General features: G+C 69.4%; 12 protein-coding genes. 5 read left to right on the plus strand and 7 right to left on the minus strand.

The window, feature by feature from the left end:
• Position 1 precedes the first annotated feature (1 nt).
• The 3 genes from OH768_RS13555 to sbnA all read right to left on the minus strand — a co-directional run bounded on the left by OH768_RS13555 (position 2) and on the right by sbnA (position 6,386).
• The gene (locus tag OH768_RS13555) at positions 2-5,011 is read right to left on the minus strand and encodes an amino acid adenylation domain-containing protein (protein ID WP_406453388.1); all 5,010 of its coding nucleotides are present in this window, start codon (positions 5,009-5,011) and stop codon (positions 2-4) included.
• Positions 5,012-5,056: 45 nt separating this feature from the next.
• Complete coding sequence (locus tag OH768_RS13560) at positions 5,057-5,278, minus strand: MbtH family NRPS accessory protein (protein WP_359846047.1); 222 nt, start codon at positions 5,276-5,278, stop codon at positions 5,057-5,059.
• Positions 5,279-5,369: 91 nt separating this feature from the next.
• Positions 5,370-6,386 carry a 2,3-diaminopropionate biosynthesis protein SbnA gene (gene sbnA / locus OH768_RS13565; RefSeq protein ID WP_406453390.1) on the minus strand — a complete coding sequence of 339 codons (1,017 nt, stop codon included), beginning with the start codon at positions 6,384-6,386 and terminating at the stop codon, positions 5,370-5,372.
• A 240-nt stretch (positions 6,387-6,626) separates the two neighbouring features.
• On the opposite strand from sbnA, the gene OH768_RS13570 reads away from it, so the two are divergent.
• From OH768_RS13570 to OH768_RS13590, 5 genes are all read left to right on the plus strand, one after another.
• The gene (locus OH768_RS13570) at positions 6,627-7,640 is read left to right on the plus strand and encodes a TauD/TfdA family dioxygenase (RefSeq protein WP_406453392.1); all 1,014 of its coding nucleotides are present in this window, start codon (positions 6,627-6,629) and stop codon (positions 7,638-7,640) included.
• Positions 7,641-7,900: 260 nt separating this feature from the next.
• Entirely contained in the window at positions 7,901-8,926 is a 1,026-nt protein-coding gene (locus OH768_RS13575; RefSeq protein ID WP_406465255.1) for a beta-ketoacyl-ACP synthase 3, read from the plus strand.
• Positions 8,927-9,097: 171 nt separating this feature from the next.
• Complete coding sequence (locus OH768_RS13580; RefSeq protein WP_406453394.1) at positions 9,098-10,216, plus strand: methyltransferase; 1,119 nt, start codon at positions 9,098-9,100, stop codon at positions 10,214-10,216.
• 233 nt (positions 10,217-10,449) lie between these two features.
• On the plus strand, positions 10,450-11,571 hold the full coding sequence (locus tag OH768_RS13585; protein WP_406453396.1) for a hypothetical protein: 1,122 nt from the start codon (positions 10,450-10,452) through the stop codon (positions 11,569-11,571).
• 31 nt (positions 11,572-11,602) lie between these two features.
• Positions 11,603-12,541, plus strand: coding sequence for a TauD/TfdA family dioxygenase (locus OH768_RS13590; protein ID WP_406453398.1), 939 nt, complete (start codon positions 11,603-11,605; stop codon positions 12,539-12,541).
• Positions 12,542-12,721: 180 nt separating this feature from the next.
• Here the strand turns inward: OH768_RS13590 and OH768_RS13595 are convergent, their stop codons facing one another.
• The 4 genes from OH768_RS13595 to OH768_RS13610 form a co-directional block, all read right to left on the minus strand.
• Positions 12,722-13,462 carry a hypothetical protein gene (locus tag OH768_RS13595; protein WP_406453400.1) on the minus strand — a complete coding sequence of 247 codons (741 nt, stop codon included), beginning with the start codon at positions 13,460-13,462 and terminating at the stop codon, positions 12,722-12,724.
• Positions 13,463-14,161: 699 nt separating this feature from the next.
• On the minus strand, positions 14,162-15,334 hold the full coding sequence (locus tag OH768_RS13600) for a tyrosine-type recombinase/integrase (protein ID WP_406453402.1): 1,173 nt from the start codon (positions 15,332-15,334) through the stop codon (positions 14,162-14,164).
• A gap of 131 nt (positions 15,335-15,465) precedes the next feature.
• Positions 15,466-15,768, minus strand: a complete 303-nt coding sequence (locus OH768_RS13605; protein ID WP_406453404.1) for a helix-turn-helix transcriptional regulator — start codon at positions 15,766-15,768, stop codon at positions 15,466-15,468.
• A gap of 122 nt (positions 15,769-15,890) precedes the next feature.
• Complete coding sequence (locus OH768_RS13610) at positions 15,891-16,592, minus strand: hypothetical protein (RefSeq protein WP_406453406.1); 702 nt, start codon at positions 16,590-16,592, stop codon at positions 15,891-15,893.
• Positions 16,593-16,877: the final 285 nt, after the last annotated feature.

A 16,877-nucleotide genomic window follows, 5' to 3' on the forward strand; every position in this document is an offset into this window, starting at 1 on the left:
TCTACTCCCCGAACCGCAGTGTTTGAGCGATGAGTTCGTCGTCCGTCAGTGCCTCGACCTCGGCCCGGATCAATTCCTCGATGGCCGTGGCGAGTTCGGCGACGGTCGGACCCTCGAAGACGGCCCTCATCGGCAGCTCGATCTCGAATGCGTCCTGAAGGCTCGCGACCAGACGGATCGCGAGGATGGAATTGCCGCCCGTGTGGAAGAAGTTGCCGTACACGCCCACGTCCCGGCCCAGGAGGTCGATCCAGATCTCGGCGACGCGCTCCTCCACGACGGTGCGCGGTGCCACGACGTCCAGTTCGGTCCGGGGCTCAAGTGCGCTGAGAGCGGCCCGGTCCACCTTGCCGTTGGCGTTGAGCGGGAGTGCCGGCAGTGCCATGAAGGCCGACGGCACCATGTAGGGGGGCAGGTGGTCCGTGCAGTGGGTGACGAGCTCGTCGTGGCTGGGGGGTGTGTCGCCCGCGGCCACGTAGTGGGCGACGAGGCTGCGGTCCCCCGGCCGGGTCTCCCGGACGGTGACGACCGCCTCGCGCACCCGCGGGTGGTCGGCGAGAACCACCTGGATCTCCGTGGTCTCGATACGGTGACCGCGGATCTTGACCTGGTGGTCGATCCGTCCGAGGAAGTCGACCTCGCCGCCGGGCAGCAGCCGGACCAGGTCACCGGTGCGGTACATCCGGTCGCCGGGCGCGCCGTAGGGGTCCGGGAGGAAGGCGGCGCCGGTCTGCGCTGGCCGGCCGGCGTAGCCGCGGGCCACACCCGCGCCGCCGACGTACAGCTCTCCCGTCACGCCCACGGGCACCGGCCGGAGCCGGTGGTCGAGCACCCGCATCGTCATGTTCGGCAGGGGGCGTCCGATGGGCACGATCTCCCGGTTGCCGTCGTCCGGTGCCGGGAAGACGCAGGTGCCGACGGACGCCTCGGTCGGGCCGTACTCGTTGATCACCGGTGCGGCCCAGCCGTCGACGAGCCGGCCGGGCAGGGCTTCGCCGGCCACCACGTACACACTCGCCAGGGCGCGTACCTGCTCGGGGGTCAGCTGGTCGGAGAGGATCTCCAGGTGTGCCGGGGTCATCTTGACGAAGGCGAACGGCCCGGCCTCCGCCAGGAGTTGTCCCAGGGTGCCGAGGTCGAGGTCCTGCGGAAGCAGGGTGACGGTCCGGCCGGCCATGAGGGGGGCCCACAGGTTGGGTACGACCAGGTCGAAGGCGACGGACGAGAAGACCGGCGCGCCTACGTCGGCCCTCCCGGCGAGTTCCGCCACAGCCCAGTCGAGGTGGTTGGCCAGTCCGGCGTGGGTGATCTGCACGCCTTTGGGGCGGCCGGTGGAGCCGGAGGTGTAGATGACGTAGGCGAGGCGGTCCAGGTCGGGGGTGCGGTCGGGCGCGGTGGTCACGGTGGGCTCGGTGACCGCGTCGGTGAGCAGCAGGCGCGTGCCGGGCGGCCGCCCGATCCGGTCGCGGCCGGCCGAGTCGACCACCAGGACGCGGGCGCCGGCGTCGGACAGCACGGTCTTGACGCGTCCCGCGGGGTGCGAGGGGTCGAGCGGCAGATAGGCGCCGCCGGCCTTCCAGACGGCGAGGAGTGCCGCGAGCAGGTCCGGGCCGCGGTCGAGGAGCACACCTACGACGTCCTCGGGGCCCACTCCGAGGGCCCGCAGCCTGTGCGCGAGGACGTTCGCCCGCTCGTCGAGTCCGCGGTACGTAAGGTCGGTGCCGCCGCTCGTCACGGCGATCGCGTCCGGTGTCTCGGCGGCCCACCGTTCGAACGTCTCGTAGGGGGACTCCGTCGGCAGCGGGCCCGGGTTGCGGCTCCATTCGGAGAGTCGGTCGAGTTCGGCCGAGGAAAGGAGGGACAGTTCCCCCAGGGGCAGACCGGGGTCGGCGGTGACGGCTTCCACGACGCGGACGAAGTGGCGGGCGAGGCGTTCGACGGTCGTTCGGTCGAACAGCGCGGTGGCGTACTCCAGTCCGCCGATCATGCGTCCGTCGGCTGCCCGCCGCATGAAGAGGCTGAGGTCGGTCTTGGCCACGCTCCAGGCGTCTTCCAGGGAGTGGAAGTCGTCGAGTGCGGCCGATCCGGTGAGTTCCTCGTCGTGGAGGTCGAAGGCGACCTGGTAGAGCGGTGTGCGGGCGAGGTCGCCCTCGGCGTCGAGTGCCGCGACGAGCCGTTCGAAGGGCAGAGTCTGATGGGCGAGCGCTTCGCGGAAGACGCCCAGTACGTGGTCCAGGGCCCGGTCGAAGCCGAGTTCGGCGTGCGGGCGGCAGCGGATGACCAGGCTGTTCAGGAAGAACCCGACGATGTCCTCGGTCTCCTCGCGGTCCCGGCCGGCGACCGGGGTTCCGATGGGTGTGTCCCATTGGCCGGTGTAGCGGGCCAGCAGCGTGGCGAAGGCGGTCAGCAGGGTCTCGTACAGGGTGGTGCCGTGGTGTCGGCCCAGTTCTTCGAACGCCTCGGTGAGGGAGGCGGGCAGGGTGAAGGCGACGATGCCGCCCCGTCCGTCGCGCACCGGCGGGCGCGGCCGGTCGGTGGGCAGCGGCAGCGGTTCGAGGCCGTCGAGGACGGATGCCCAGTGCTGGATCTCACGTTCGGTCGACGCGGCGTCCTCGGCTGTCCGCTGCCAGGCGGCGTAGTCGGCGTACTGGAGCCGTGGCGGTGCCGGCCGGGACGGGCTGCCGTTCATCTCGGCGGCCAGGAGCTCGTGGAACTCGCGGTCGAGGATCGCCGACGACCAGCCGTCGCAGGCGATGTGGTGGATCGCCAGGGAGAGAACGGCCTCCCCCTGCTCGGAGGGCACCCTGGCCAGCAGGGCCCGAAGCACGGGCCCTGTCTGCAGGTCGAAGCCGCGTTCGGCGGCCGCTGCGAGGACCTGATGGAGGTGGTCCCGGTCCGTCTCGACCACCGTCAGTTCATGGGGGCCGGGCGGCATCACGAACTGTGTCGGCTCGCCGTCCACCAGGCCGAACCGGGTGCGCAGGGCCTCGTGACGGGCCACCAGGGCGTCCAGGGCCCGGCGGACCGTGTCGTCGCTCGCGTCGGCGGGGACCCGCAGCGGCAGGACGGACACCCATTCCGGGCTGCCGGGGTTCATCCGGTCGAGGAACCACAGCCGGCGCTGTCCGTAGGAGACCTGGAGGCCGCCCTGCTCGCCCGAACCATTGGTGGGACGCGGGATCTTGGGGATCACACCGGCGTCCTCGGCGTATCCCTCGATGAGCCGGGCCTGGGCTTCGACGGTCGTCGCGGTGAGCAGTTCCCGGAGCCTGACCTCTCTGCCGGACGCCGAGCGCAGTCGGTTGGCGAGACGTGTCAGCTGGAGCGAGGTGCCGCCCAGCCGGAAGAAGTCGGAGTTCACCCCGACGTCCTCGCCGCCGAGGAGTCCCTGCCAGACGTCCGCCACAAGACGCTCGGCGTCGGTGCGCGGGGCCACGACGTCCTGGTCGGCCTCGGGAGCCGGTTCGGCCAGGGCGAGGCGGTCCACCTTGCCGTTGGGGGTGAGCGGGAACGCGTCGAGCTCGACGACGACGGTGGGCACATGGCTGCCGGGCAGCCTGGTACGCAGGAAGCCCCTCAGGTCGGAGTCGGCCTGTCGCCCTTCCCGGGCGTCCCCGCGGAGCACGTAGCCCACCAGGCGGGTGGTGCCGTCACGGGTGAACGCCCTGACGACGGCTCCCCGCACCTGCGGATGTGCCACCAGGGCGGCCTCCACCTCGCCGGGTTCGACCCGTACTCCGTTGACCTTGACCTGGTCGTCGGCGCGGCCCAGGTATTCGAGGGTTCCGTCGGCGCTCCAGCGCACCAGGTCACCCGTGCGGTAGAGACGGGATCCGTCGGTCGCGTAGGGGTCGGGTACGAAGCTCTCGGCCGTGCGCTCCGGCTGCCCCAGATATCCACGGGCGACCCCGGCACCGCCCGCGTACAGCTCGCCTCGGGTGCCGACGGAGACGGGGCGTCCCTCGGCGTCGGCGACGAGTACGCGCATGCCCGTGATGGGCCTGCCGATCGGTACCGGTCCGTGCTGTTGCGCGGGGTCGAACCGGTGGGCCGTGATGTCGATCGAGCATTCCGTCGGGCCGTAGGTGTTCCAGACCTCGATGTCGCGCCGGGCCAGGACGCGCTGGACCAGTTCCGCGTGCAGGGGTTCCCCGGCGCAGAACAGGAGCCGCAGTGCGGCGCAGTCCGCCCAGCCGGGCTCGTCCGCCAGGGTGCGCAGCATGGACGGCACGACCTGGAGCACGGTCACCTCGTGGTCAGCGACCGCGCGCAGCAACGTGGTGGGGTCGGCCTCCGTGCCCCGGGGTGCGAGGACGACCGTTCCGCCGGACACCAGCGGGGCGAACACCTCCCAGCAGGCCGCGTCGAAAGTGACGGTCGTCTTCTGCAGCACCCGGTCCGCCGGGCCGAGCCCGTGCCGGCGCACCACCCAGGAGACCCTGTTGGCGATTCCGGCGTGGCTGACGACCACGCCCTTGGGGCGGCCCGTGGAGCCCGAGGTGTAGAGGACGTACGCGGCCTGTTCGCCGTGGGTGTCCGGCGTCCGCTCGCCGGGGACGTCCGACGCGGGCCCGGCGGGGGAGTCCGGGCCCGCTGCACAGGTGGGCGCCAATGGTCGCGCTCCGGTGTCCGACACCCGGGCGGCCAGGGCGTCGTCCACGACGACGAGATCCGCCCCGGTGTCCTTGAGCACCCACGCGGAGCGCTCCCACGGGTGCTCGGGGTCGAGAGGGACATAGGCCGCGCCGGACTTCCAGACGGCGAGCAGGGACACGACCAGCTCGATGCCTCGCGGCAGGCAGACCCCGATCGCCGTCTCCGGCGCGGCTCCCAGTTGCCGGAGGTGGTGGGCCAACAGCCCCGCGCGGGTTACGAGTTCCGCGTAGGTGCATGTCTCGGCCCCGTCGACCACGGCCACGGCCGACGGTGTCAGCGCGGCCTGGCGTTCGACTCGTACGTGCAGGGGGACGTATACGTCGGCTGTGTCGGTCGATCGGGCCTCAGCGCCCATATCTGCTCCCCGTTCGGAATGGCTCAGCAACTAAGGCGGTGCCTGCTAATTCGCGGCTTCCTGCTCCATGCGCCGCCGCAGACTGAGCGGTCGCATGTCGGTCCAGATCTCTCCGATGTGCGCCAGGCATTCCTCTCGGGATCCCTTGGTGCCGTCCGTGCGCCAGCCGGCCGGCAGCTCGCGGTCGGCCCACCAGATCGAGTACTGCTCTTCGTCGTTCAGGACCACGCAGTAAACAGGGCCGGCATCGGTCTGCTGTTCAGACATCGGATACTCCTTCTTCAGCCACAGAATCAGTCACGCTTTATCGCGCACATACTTCATTGCACTCACACTTTGTTGCGCACATCATTTTGAGCTATTTCCACATGTGCGCCACTTCGCCGAACTTCGCCGTGACCCAGTCGTCCGAATAGACGGTGTCGAGATATCGGTCGCCGCCGTCCGGGAATATCAGCACGCAATTGGACCCGGGCTCGATGGTGTCGGCCATTTTGTGCAGTGCCGCGACCACGGCGCCGGAGGACCCCCCGACAAGAACCGCCTCCCTGCCGACAAGCCGACGGCAGGCCGCCACGGATTCCAGGTCGGTGATGTGGACCACCTCGTCCACCAGTGCGAGGTCGAGGAGTTCCGGACGCACCGAAGCACCGTGACCGGGTATGAGCCGCGGCGCGGGAGGCCCGCCGAAAATGACACTGCCGACGGCGTCCACGCCCACGATGGTCGTTCCCAGACCGCGCTCGTGAACGTATTCGGCGCAGCCGCGGAGAGTGCCGAACGTCCCGACGGCACAGAAAAGGTAGTCGACCTTCCCGTCGAGGGCCGTGTCGATCTCCCGCATGGTCTGCTGGTGCGCGCCCGGATTTCGCAGGTTGCCGTACTGGTTGGGCCAGTAGGCGTGCGGGATGGTCGCGAGCAGTTCACGGACGCGCGCCAGCCGGGCCGGCAGGAACTCGCCCGTGACCGGGTCGGGCTGCTCGACGATCTCGACCTCGCACTGCAGGGCGCGCAGCACCGCGATGTTGCGGCCCGTGGTGCGGCCGTCGACGACGCAGATGAAACGCAGTCCGTAGTACCGGCAGATCTGGGCCAGTCCCACACCCAGATTTCCCGAGCTGGATTCCACGACCACCGACCGCGTGGGGTCGAGCTCTCCCTCACGAATCTTACCCAGCAGCATGTTCAGCGCAGTTCTGTCCTTGATGCTGCCACCGGGGTTGAAGCTCTCCATCTTCGCAAGGACCCGAAAGGGCGCGTCGGTGAAGATTCGCTCGAATTCCAGGAGTGGGGTATCTCCGATCGTGTCAAGAATCCCCGTGTGAACCTTCCCTTTCACAGGCTCCCTCTCGCCGCGTCCAGCCTGGTGTCCCATTGGATCGGACTGCTGGATTGTTCAGACAGATTCAATATTTCATCTATATCTGAACTACTCAGGAACACCACGACCGCTGGTGAACGCCTTCCGAGGGGCTACGGCACCGCTCTCGCCGGGCAGGGGGCCGCCAGACGCTGTCCAGCAGTAATAGGTCGGCTATAGACCGGCTTCCCACAGTGCCTTAACACTCGCTTCCGAGGTGGGACTTGGGGAATGTCGCCTATGCATCAGATCGAGATGCCTGAATTTGTCGCACCGGACACGAACGCTGCCGTGGACCCGGTGGTCGTTCATGACGTCACCGCGGAGGAACGGACAGAGATCGTCACACTGGCCGGGACGCTCACCGGCCCCGACCATCCGCTCGTCGACACCCCGCAGTGGCTGTCCGCGGCGCTCAACGCCTCCTCGCTGCTCCCCCGTACGCTGCTGCGCGCCCTGCGGGCGTTCCGACACGACCCGGGCCCCCAGGGCACCCTGATGCTCCGCGGTCTGCCGATGGTGGCCGGCGAGCAGCTGCCGCCGACCCCGGGGGTCCCGAACTCGGTGGAGCCCGTGCCCACGACCGCCGCCGCCGTCATCGCCACGGTGATGCTGCAGCTGGGCGAGGTCATCGCGTTCCGGAACGAGAAGCACGGCCATCTCGTACAGAACGTGGTGCCGGTTCCGGGCCACGAGGTGTCACAGAGCAACGCCGGCTCCGTGCTCCTCGAACTGCACATCGAGAACGCCTTTCACACCAACCGCCCCGATTACGTGGGCCTGTTGTCCATCCGGGAGGACCCGACCGGAGACGCGAAGCTGTGCACCTCGTCGATCCGCCGGGCGCTTCCGCTGCTCGACGCCGATGTGCTGCAGGTGCTCGCCGAGCCGCGGTTCCGGACCGACGCCCCGCCGTCCTTCGGCGCTCAGGACGGCAACGGGGACGGCGCCCGCTCGGTGCACCCGATCCTTCAGGGCGACCTGGCCGACCCCAACGTCGTGGTCGACTTCGCCGCCACGCATCCGCAGGACGACATGGCCAAGATCGCGATGGCCACGCTGCGCGACGCATTCGTCACTACGATGTCGGCGCACCGCCTTCAGGTGGGTGACCTGGCGGTGGTGGACAACCGGGTGACGGTGCACGGACGCACCTCGTTCGTCCCGCGGTACGACGGGAGTGATCGCTGGATGCAGCGTGTCTACGCGCACCTGGACAACCGGCGCAGCCGGGTGGACCGGCCGGGTGGCGGCCCTGTGCTCGGCTGACCGCATGTCCGACCGCCACGGACGGAGACCGTGGCGCACCTTTGTGGACCGAAGGAGAAGCACACCATGCGCGATCCATGGTTTGCCCAGGAAGAGCCGCGGGACCGGCCGGCTGTCCGGCCCCTGTGTCCCCCGTATACGGACAACGGGACGGCGGGACACAGGGCCGCCCGGCACCGACCAGCCCTCGGACAGACGCAGATGTCCGAGGTGCCCGGCCAGGACGTGACCCGCTGACCGCGGTCGGTCCGGGCCCCCGGATTCCGTCGGGCACCCGGATTCTGTCGATCGCCCACTACCAGCCGAGCCGGGTGCTCACCAACGACGACCTCGCCACCATGGTCGACACCTCGGACGAATGGGTCAGATCCCGCGTCGGCATCGCGACCCGCCACATCGCCGCCGCGGACGAGAGCGTCACCGACATGGCGGCCGACGCCGCGGCCAAGGCGGTTGCCGGGGCCTGTGTGGATGCCGCCGACATCGGCCTGGTGATCGTCGCGACCTGCACCGCCGTCGACCGTATGCCCAGCATCGCCGCCCGTGTCGCCCAGCGGCTGGAGATACCCGACGCCGCCGTCTTCGACCTCAACGCCGCCTGCGCCGGCTTCAGCTACGCGCTCGCGACCGCCGCCCTGGCGATACAGGGTGGCAGCAGCCGTGTCGCGCTGGTCGTGGGCGTGGACAAGATGAGCGACTTCCTCGACTGGCAGGACCGTTCCACCTGCGTCATCTTCGGCGACGGCGCGGGCGCGGCGGTGATCGCGGCCGCCGAGGGGAACGAGCCCGACGGCGTCGGTCCCGTGGTGTGGGGCTCACGCCCGCAGGACGGCTCGGCCATCACCCTGGGGACCACCGGTCCGTCCGGTCCGCCCGCGCTCTTCCGGCAGGAGGGACGCACTGTCTACCGCTGGGCGCTGACCTCCCTCGCACCGGTTGCCCGCCAGGCCTGCGAGCGTGCCGAGGTCGCCGTCCCGGACCTGGCCGCCGTGGTCACCCACCAGGCCAACCTGCGGATCATCGAGGCCGTGACCAGGCAACTCGGCGCCACCGGAGCGATCATCGCGCGCGACGTCGTCGGCTCCGGCAACACCTCCGCGGCAAGCATCCCTCTCGCCCTGTCGAAGCTCGTGGAGCGCGGGGAGGTTCCCGGCGGAGCTCCTGTGCTCCTCCTCGGCTTCGGCGCGGGCCTGTCGTTCGCGGCCCAGGTCGTCGCCTGTCCCCCGGCCTCGCCGTCGCGGAGCACGTTCCGAGAGGGTGCGGGTCGCGTCGAACGGAACCCATGACAGGTCGACTGTGCCCGTCGGGTCCGGTCGGGTCCGGTCAGGTCTTCGCGGATCCGGTCGGGTCCGGTACGAGTCGGCTCCGCCACGCATCGGACCCACGGCCCGGATCCGCAGCATCGTCCTGCCCCCCACTGCCTCCCGCCAGAAGGCCACCCCAAGGAGAAGCACATCGTGACTGCCCCGGGCGACACCACCGCCACCACGTCCGCCAGCTTCGCTTCGCTCGTCGACAGTGCCCACCTGACCGGCATCGAGGCCGAGTCGCAGGCCGCGCACCGCCTCTACGAGCACCTGATCGCCCTGTGGGCACCCGGCGTCATCGAGGCCGCGCACGACCTCGGTGCCTTCTCCGCGCTGACCGTTGCCCCGGCCACCGCCGTGCAGCTCGCCGAGATCCTCGACACCGACCTGCGCGCCACCCGGGTGCTTCTGGACGGGCTGTCCGCCTACGACGTGGTCCGGCGCAGCCCCGGCGCCGACGGGCAGGCCGTCTACACCCTGCCGGCGGAGCTGCAGGAGGTGTTCTCGCCGAACGGTCTCTACAGCCTCGCCGGGAAGATCAGCCATGACCGCAACGTGGCCTGGAACGCCTGGCGCAATCTCGCCGAGAACGTACGCAGCGGCGCCCGCGACGCCACCGGTGGGGAGCGGGTGAACCAGATTTCGGAGGAGGACTACACCTCGCTGGTGCGCGGCATCAACTTCTGGGCGCCGCCGATCGTCCGCACGCTCGCGGACGCGCTGCGTGAACTCGGCTGGTCCACCGGGGAGTCGGCGCAGGTGCTGGACGTGGGCTGCGGCACCGGCATCTACAGCCAGCTGCTGCTGCGCGAGTTCCCGGCGCTGACGGCGAACGGCCTGGACACCGGGCAGATCACCGCGATAGCGGCGCGGCAGGCACAAGAGCTGGGCGTGGCCGACCGGTTCAGGGTGGTCGTCAAGGACTTCTGGAACGACGACTGGGGCACCGACGTCGATCTGGCCCTCTTCGTGAACATCTTCCATCTGCAGACCCCGGAGTCGGCCAGGGAGCTGCTGCTGAAGTCCACGAAGAGCCTCTCCCAGAACGGCCTCATCGCCATCGCCGACCACATCGTCGACGACGACGGCGGCTCCGGCTCCGTCCAGAACAAGTTCTTCCGGCTGTTCGCCGCCTCGATGCTCGCCACCGGTGGCGGCGACGCGTACACCCTGCACGACTACGACCAGTGGCTGGCGGACTCCGAACTGCGCCGCGTCGCCCTGCTCGACACCCCCATGCACCGCGTGCTGCTCGCCCACCGGGCCTGATCCGCGGCTCACGGCGGACCGCGCGGCCGACGGCACACCGGCGGTATAGGCCCGTGATAGGGGCTCACCGCAGGATCGCGCCGGAGGCGACCGTCGTGCGCATCGCGCCTGCCGACGCCGTTCCCGGCGCCGCCCGCGCGCCCAGGGCCCGGTGTGGAAGCCGAGCGCTTCCTGCCATGACCCGACACGTCATGGCCTTACGCAACCCCACCGGAAACGACATGGGAGCACACATGACCAAGAGCACCTCCTTATGGGGCACGTGGAGCACACGGAGCACCTCCTTATGGCGGCGCACCGCCACGGTCCTCGCCACGGCCGCGGGCGTCGGCGTCGGACTGGTCGCGTCGCCCGCGAGCGCCGCGACGTCCTGGGAGACGCTGACCGTGCCGATCACCACCCAGAAGGTCTTTATCCTGCCGGTCGGCAGCCAGGGCCTCTTCGCCAGGAGCGAGAGCATCTGTTTCGACGCCAGTGAGTGCACACCCACCGTGCGGGTGTGGCAGAGGTCGGGCACGGCGTGGAAGCAGCTGACCCCGCCCGCCGACGCCGCGGCCGACACCCTGGCCGGCACGGCCGACGACGACCTGTGGGTCATCGGGTCCAGGTGGTCTGCCGACGTCGACTTCCGGATCCACCACTACGACGGCAGTACCTGGTCGGCGAACCTCAACCCCGAGCCCAAGAGCCTGGAGATCAACGACGCCGAGGCGGCCGGCCGGAACAGCGTGTGGGGCGCGGGCAGCGTCCGGGGCGAGGACCCCGACGGCTCGACCACCTGGCATCCGGCGGTCGGCCACTGGGACGGTGGCAGCTGGAAGACCACCAGGTTCACCGACGTCGACGGCACCTTCGACGCCGTCGACGTGCGCAACGAGAACGACGTCTGGGCCGTCGGGAGCCGCGGCACCCAACCGCTGGCCATGCACTACGACGGCACCGGCTGGCGTGAGGTGCCCCTCACCGGGACCGCCGGCAGCATGGGCACGCTCCGCGAGGTGTTCGGCAACGGGCCGAACGATGTGTGGGTCAACTCCGGCGCCAAGACGAGCCACTGGGACGGCACGTCCTGGACGCGCCACGACTTCTCCGCCGACTCCCAGGCCGTGGTCTCGTTCAGCTCCTACAACGGCCAGGTCCTCGCCGGGGTCAACACACCCAGCAGCCAGTACCCGAAGCTGATCCGCTGGACCGGCACCGCCTGGCAGGCAGACACCTCACTGACCCGCGGTGTCAGGGTCAACCAGCTGGCCACCGGCGGCGACGGCTCGCTGTACGCCGTCTCCAGCCAGGGTGACGGAGTCCTGTTCTCCTACACCTCCTACCTGTCGCGACTCGCCGCGCCGACCAGCTGACCCGCCCGCCCACACACCAGAGGAATCGACCATGACCGACCGCAACGGCTGGGCGCCGTTCGAGGTGACGCCGGGTGACATCGGCGCCGAGGCCACTCCGGAAGCGCTCGCCGCGTACCTGGACTCCGCCGGCCTGGACACACTGCTGGTCCGGGAGAAGGCCGTGGTCTTCCGCGGGTTCAAGGTGCCCGACGACGGCCTGGACCCGGTGCTCGACCGTCTCCTGCCACGCCGTCTCGCCTATGTGCACGGCAACTCACCGCGCACCAAGGTGGGTTCGAACGTCTACACCTCGACCGAGTACCCGCAGGATTACACCATCTCGATGCACAACGAGATGTCGTACGCCCACGCGTGGCCGACCCGCCTCGCCTTCTACTGTGCGGTCGCGCCCGCGACCGGCGGCGCCACCCCGATCGTCGACGCTGCGCTGTGGCTGGAGTCGCTGGACGACGAGGTGCGCGAGGCCTTCGCGGGCGGTGTGCGCTACACACAGAACCTGCACGGCGGCCGGGGGCTCGGCAAGAGCTGGCAGGACACCTTCGAGACGGACGACCGGAACGAGGTCGACACCTTCCTCAAAGGGGCCCAGGCCGAGTGGAGTTGGGGTCCTGGCGACAGCCTGAGGACCAGCCAGGTGCGCCACTCCACGGTCCGCCACCCGCACACCGGGGCCGAGGTCTGGTTCAACCAGTCCGACCAGTGGCACCCGGCCTCACTCGGTGACGAGACGGCCAAGGCCCTGGCGCAGATCATGCCTGCGGACGAGCTGCCGCAGTACGTGACCTTTGCGGACGGCAGCCCGATCCCGGACGCGTACGTGCTCCAGGTGCGCGACCGGGGCCTGGAGCACGCGGTGGACGTGGACTGGCACGAGGGCGATCTGCTGGTCATCGACAACGTGCTGGTCGGGCACGGCCGCCGCCCGTTCACCGGGCCGCGGCGGGTCCTGGTCGCCATGTCGGACTGACCTGACCCCGGTTCCGCCCAGGCCCGATTGCCCGTCAGGCGCTACGGCACCGCTGTCGTCCGTGGTCACCGCTGTCGTCTGACGTCCGGTGTCGTCCGGCAGCCCGTGTCGTCCGGCAGCCGGAACAGCGCGGGGGCCGGCCTTCACGGCCGGCCCCCGCGCGGTCAGCGGCGGTACGGATCAGCCACAGGCCCAGACCGCGGGGAACCGCGGGTAGGTGGCGCCCGGACAGGCCTTCGCGCCCGCCAGCGATCCGTCGTCGACGAGCACGTTCAGCACACCGTCGCTCGGGGCGGCACCCACACTCGTGGTCGTCTGCCACAGACTGGCGACCAGCCTCTTGTTGGTGCCGAGGATCAGCCCCTGGCTGTTGATGGCGCTGGTGCCCTGGCCGTTGGGCAGGGCCGCCGCCTTGCCCTCCTTGTCCCACATGACGGCCGACCGGGCGAAACTGGAGGTCAGAGCGTCACCGATGACCTTGCTGTTCGAGATCCCGGTGATCTGGGCGTGGGCCGCGCCGGCCAGTATCAGCAGCTGCTTCGCCGTGCCGTTCTTCCACAGATACGGCCGCCAGGTGCCCGCGGGGTCGTCCTCCGCGGTGACCGCCACCGTGCCGTCGGTGTCGACGCCCTCAACCCTGCTGCCCTTGGGGAAGCCGGACAGCTTGACCACGGTGCCGGGCTGGGCCGCCGGCCACATGTAGACCTCACGGTAGTTCGGGTCGGCTCCGTAACCGCCGCCGTAGATGTCCCCGTTCTCCGTGACCACGCTCGTCTGGACGTCGTACGAGCCGGCGGGCACCGGCAGCTGCTCCAGTTTCCCGTCACGGGAGCGGACCGGGAACCACCTCCAGGTCGGGAAGCCCTCCACCGAGCCGGTGATCCTCGCGCCGTGCCCCACCACGGTGCCCGCGCTGTTCACGTCGTTGATCGCCAGGCCGAAGTCGGCACCGGCCGCGGGTCCCAGGTCACTTCGCGCCGCGCGGCACTGTCCGGCGACGCCGGAGACCTGGTGTTCGCTGCCTGGACACCACCATCCGCAAACGCCGGGTCGTCGGAATGATGACCGTGCCGAAGGTAGAACGGCCAGCCTCGGTGACCTCCGCATGCACGCCACCGCCACCGCGCCTGACTGTCAGGAGCCCGCGGTCGCGCAGAGCATAAGCCGAGCGCCATTCACCCGGTGACCAGGCTCCGGGTTCCTCACCAGCCACGAGCCGCTCGAGAAGCGCGCGTTGCCGTTCGTTCAGGGCAGACACCGATGCACGAGTACCACCCCACACCGCACCCCCACGCTCTGCATAGAACCGAAAGGTGGCTGCGGGCAGTGGGAGCGCTCTGGGACTTTTCTGGGACTTCCGGCCGCGTCAACGGGCATTAGCGTGAAACAGCCGAAAGGTCATTCGCCCAGGTCAGGAGCGCACAACCATCCATCGCAGCAGCTCACGGGGCCGCCTGGTCTCTTCCGGGACATTTGATATGCGGATGCCGCCGCCCCCCGTCTGACCTGCCATCTAGCGGGTCAGGGAGGGGTACGGCGGCATCTCTGGGACTTCTCTGGGACTTTGGGCCTGCGGCAAGCTACGAGCCACGCTCCACAGGATCTGCGGACCGGCCGCAGTTACGCGAAGATCGCGTCGATGGCGGCACTGCCCCGTGCGCCGGCGCGGGGCAGGAAGTGGGAGTACTTCCGCAGCGTGAATCCGGGATCGGAGTGGCCCAGCCAGCGTGCCAGGGAGACGATCGATTCGCCAGCCTCCAGTTCCTCGGAGGCGAAGAAGTGGCGCAGGGCGTGGAAACCGTGCTCCCTGGACGGCTCCCACACGCGAGCACCGTCGGTGTCGCCTTCCTCCAACGGTGCGATCACGCCCGCCGCGGCCAGCGCGGGCTTCCATACGTAGGAGTTGAGGTAGTTCCGGTTGACGGCCTTCCGCTCGCGTCCTGTCACCAGAAGGTTGTAGGTCCTCGGCCGCCGGTGTTTGGCCTCTACCGGCGTCTTGGCTGGAGTCGGGTCGTCCCAGGGCAGCGTGACCGGCACCGGCGCGAATTGCTCCATGTGCTGCCGGATGGCCCTGGCCACGCTGGCCGGCAGCGGCACGTCCCGGACCTTGCGGCCCTTGGGAAGTGCGAAACACAGCTTCGCCCGCACCATCTTGACCTGCCGGCGGACGTGCACGACTTCCTTCTCGAAGTCGATGTCGTCCGCTGAAAGCCCGAGCGCCTCCCCTTGGCGGAGCCCGAGACCTGCTCCGACCACGAGAAGAAGCCGGTAGCGGTCCGGCAGGGCCTCCCGTACCGCCAGGACTCGTTCGGGCGCCCGCGCCTCGACCCTTCCGGGTACGGCGGCCGGAGGGCCGACCGTGCTGGACCGGCAGGGGTTACGTCCCAGACGACGGTCCTCGACCGCAGCCTGGAGGACGCTGGAGAGCGTCGCCCAGACCAGACGGATGGAGGACGGACCGAGGTCATTCTCCAGCCGCTTCTTCCAGTGCCGCAGGACTTCCGTCCCGATGGCGTTGAGCGGCTGAGCACCCAGGTGAGGAACGATGTGCCGCCGCACCCTCTGCTCGATCCGCTCAATCGTGGACGGGTCACCGCTCTGCGTGGGCCACCAGTGCGTTGCGATGTAGTCCTTGAGGGAGATGGCCCCATCACGGGGATCGACGAACTCGCCCCGGCGTGCGTCGGTCTGGGCCTGGGCGAGCCATGTCTTGGCATCCTGGAGGGCGTCGAAGGAACGGTCCTTGACACCGGGGATGCCCTTGACGCGGTAGCGGGTGCACTTGCCGTACATGGCCGTGCGGTCGCGCTTGCCGGTCCTCAGGTTCGGGCGCTTCTTCAGCCATCGGTCTTCTATGTAGCCAGCCAGGTGGAACTCCTTTGTGATGGGGGCGACAGCGGCGTTCTACGGCACAGGAGGCCGTGTCAGGCAGCGGCAAAGCGGGCGGAACGCTCCTGAGGTCGGACGCTGAGCGAGTTGAGGGCGGGGTTGGAGCGGGAGTCGGCCTGCTCCTGTTCACGGACCCAGGCGTCGAGGGCTTCCACCCGGCACATGACGCGACCGCGGGGGCCCATACGGAAGCTCGGCGGTCCCTGACGGCGGTGGCGCCAGACGTAGAGGGTGTGGGGTGATAGGCCGAGGTAATCGGCGGCGTCCTTCACTGTCAGAAAGGCCGTGCGTACGGCTGCGGAGGAAGCAATGGGGGACGGCAAGGGTCGTGCAGGCATCGAAGGTTCTCTGTGAGGTACGGGAGAGAGGGGCCCGGCTGGGCGGAAACCGGTGCTCCGCCCAGCCGTTGCCTGTCGTGAGGCAGGGAAGAATCGCGGAGAAGCCGCGACCCGGAGTACCGCTACGGACGCCGTGCGGTCGAAGTCGGCTGACCCGGAAGGTCGGGAAGGGCCAAGGCAGCTTCGAGTCGGTCCCAAGGGATTTCGTCCCGTGTCGGCTTGCGAAGGCAGTACGCGAAGCGCTCGGCGAGGCGAGGAGCGCTCATTCCGGCGCATTGGGCCACCGCAAGGATGTGCCCCGCCGTCTGGTCGCCGCTCTTCAGCCACGACGCGATGCATGCGTCACGGAGTGCCGAGAGATGCCTGCCGAGCGGCGAGTCGATTTCATGCGCTTGCAGAACTTCCGCCCGCGCTTGCCGCCAGACCGTCCGATAGACCTCGGCGTTCAGCGGCCGTCCATCGTCGAGAACGAATATTGCGTCATCAGGGCGGAGATCGCGCCGGATGGTCTCCTCCTTCAGGATCGCCGCCAACTCACGGCAGACGGGAACACGCCGTACGGCGCCCGCGCGGTCCGCATACTTCTCACGGTGTTCTTGTGCCTGAGGGTGGACCAAGAGCCAACTGGCGCCGTCGTCTGCGACTTTCACGTCTCGAACGCGCAGTGCTAGGGCTTCCTCCGGGCGCAGGGCCGCGAGAGCGATGGAGGCCAGGAAGGCCCGTAGAACGAGGCCGCTCTGCGGCTGTTCGGCGGCCCAGTCCAGGATCGCGAAGCACTGCCGATCGGTTAGATGAATCGTTTCTTCACTAACAACTGCAGCCACGGGATAGCTCCTTGGGGTGAGTCGTGGGAATAGACACGGCTGTCCGGCCATCGCTGCGAATCGCACGGCGACCGGACTCCTCCACTACTCCGGAGAATCGCCGGTTTGGGTAACCGGCGATCCCGTGCTAGGTTGCCCCGCTCACGCACACACTCTTCCGCGAGCTGATCTAGGTTCGCTTGCTTCGCCGCACGATTCCAGTCCCTTCCGGGATCAAAATGTCTGCCGTCGGCGAACCACCGCGCTGGCGCCGGAATCACCAGGATCCACGCATCGGGCACTCGG

The organism is Streptomyces sp. NBC_01622, from assembly GCF_045209635.1.
Classification (GTDB): Bacteria; Actinomycetota; Actinomycetes; order Streptomycetales; family Streptomycetaceae; genus Streptomyces.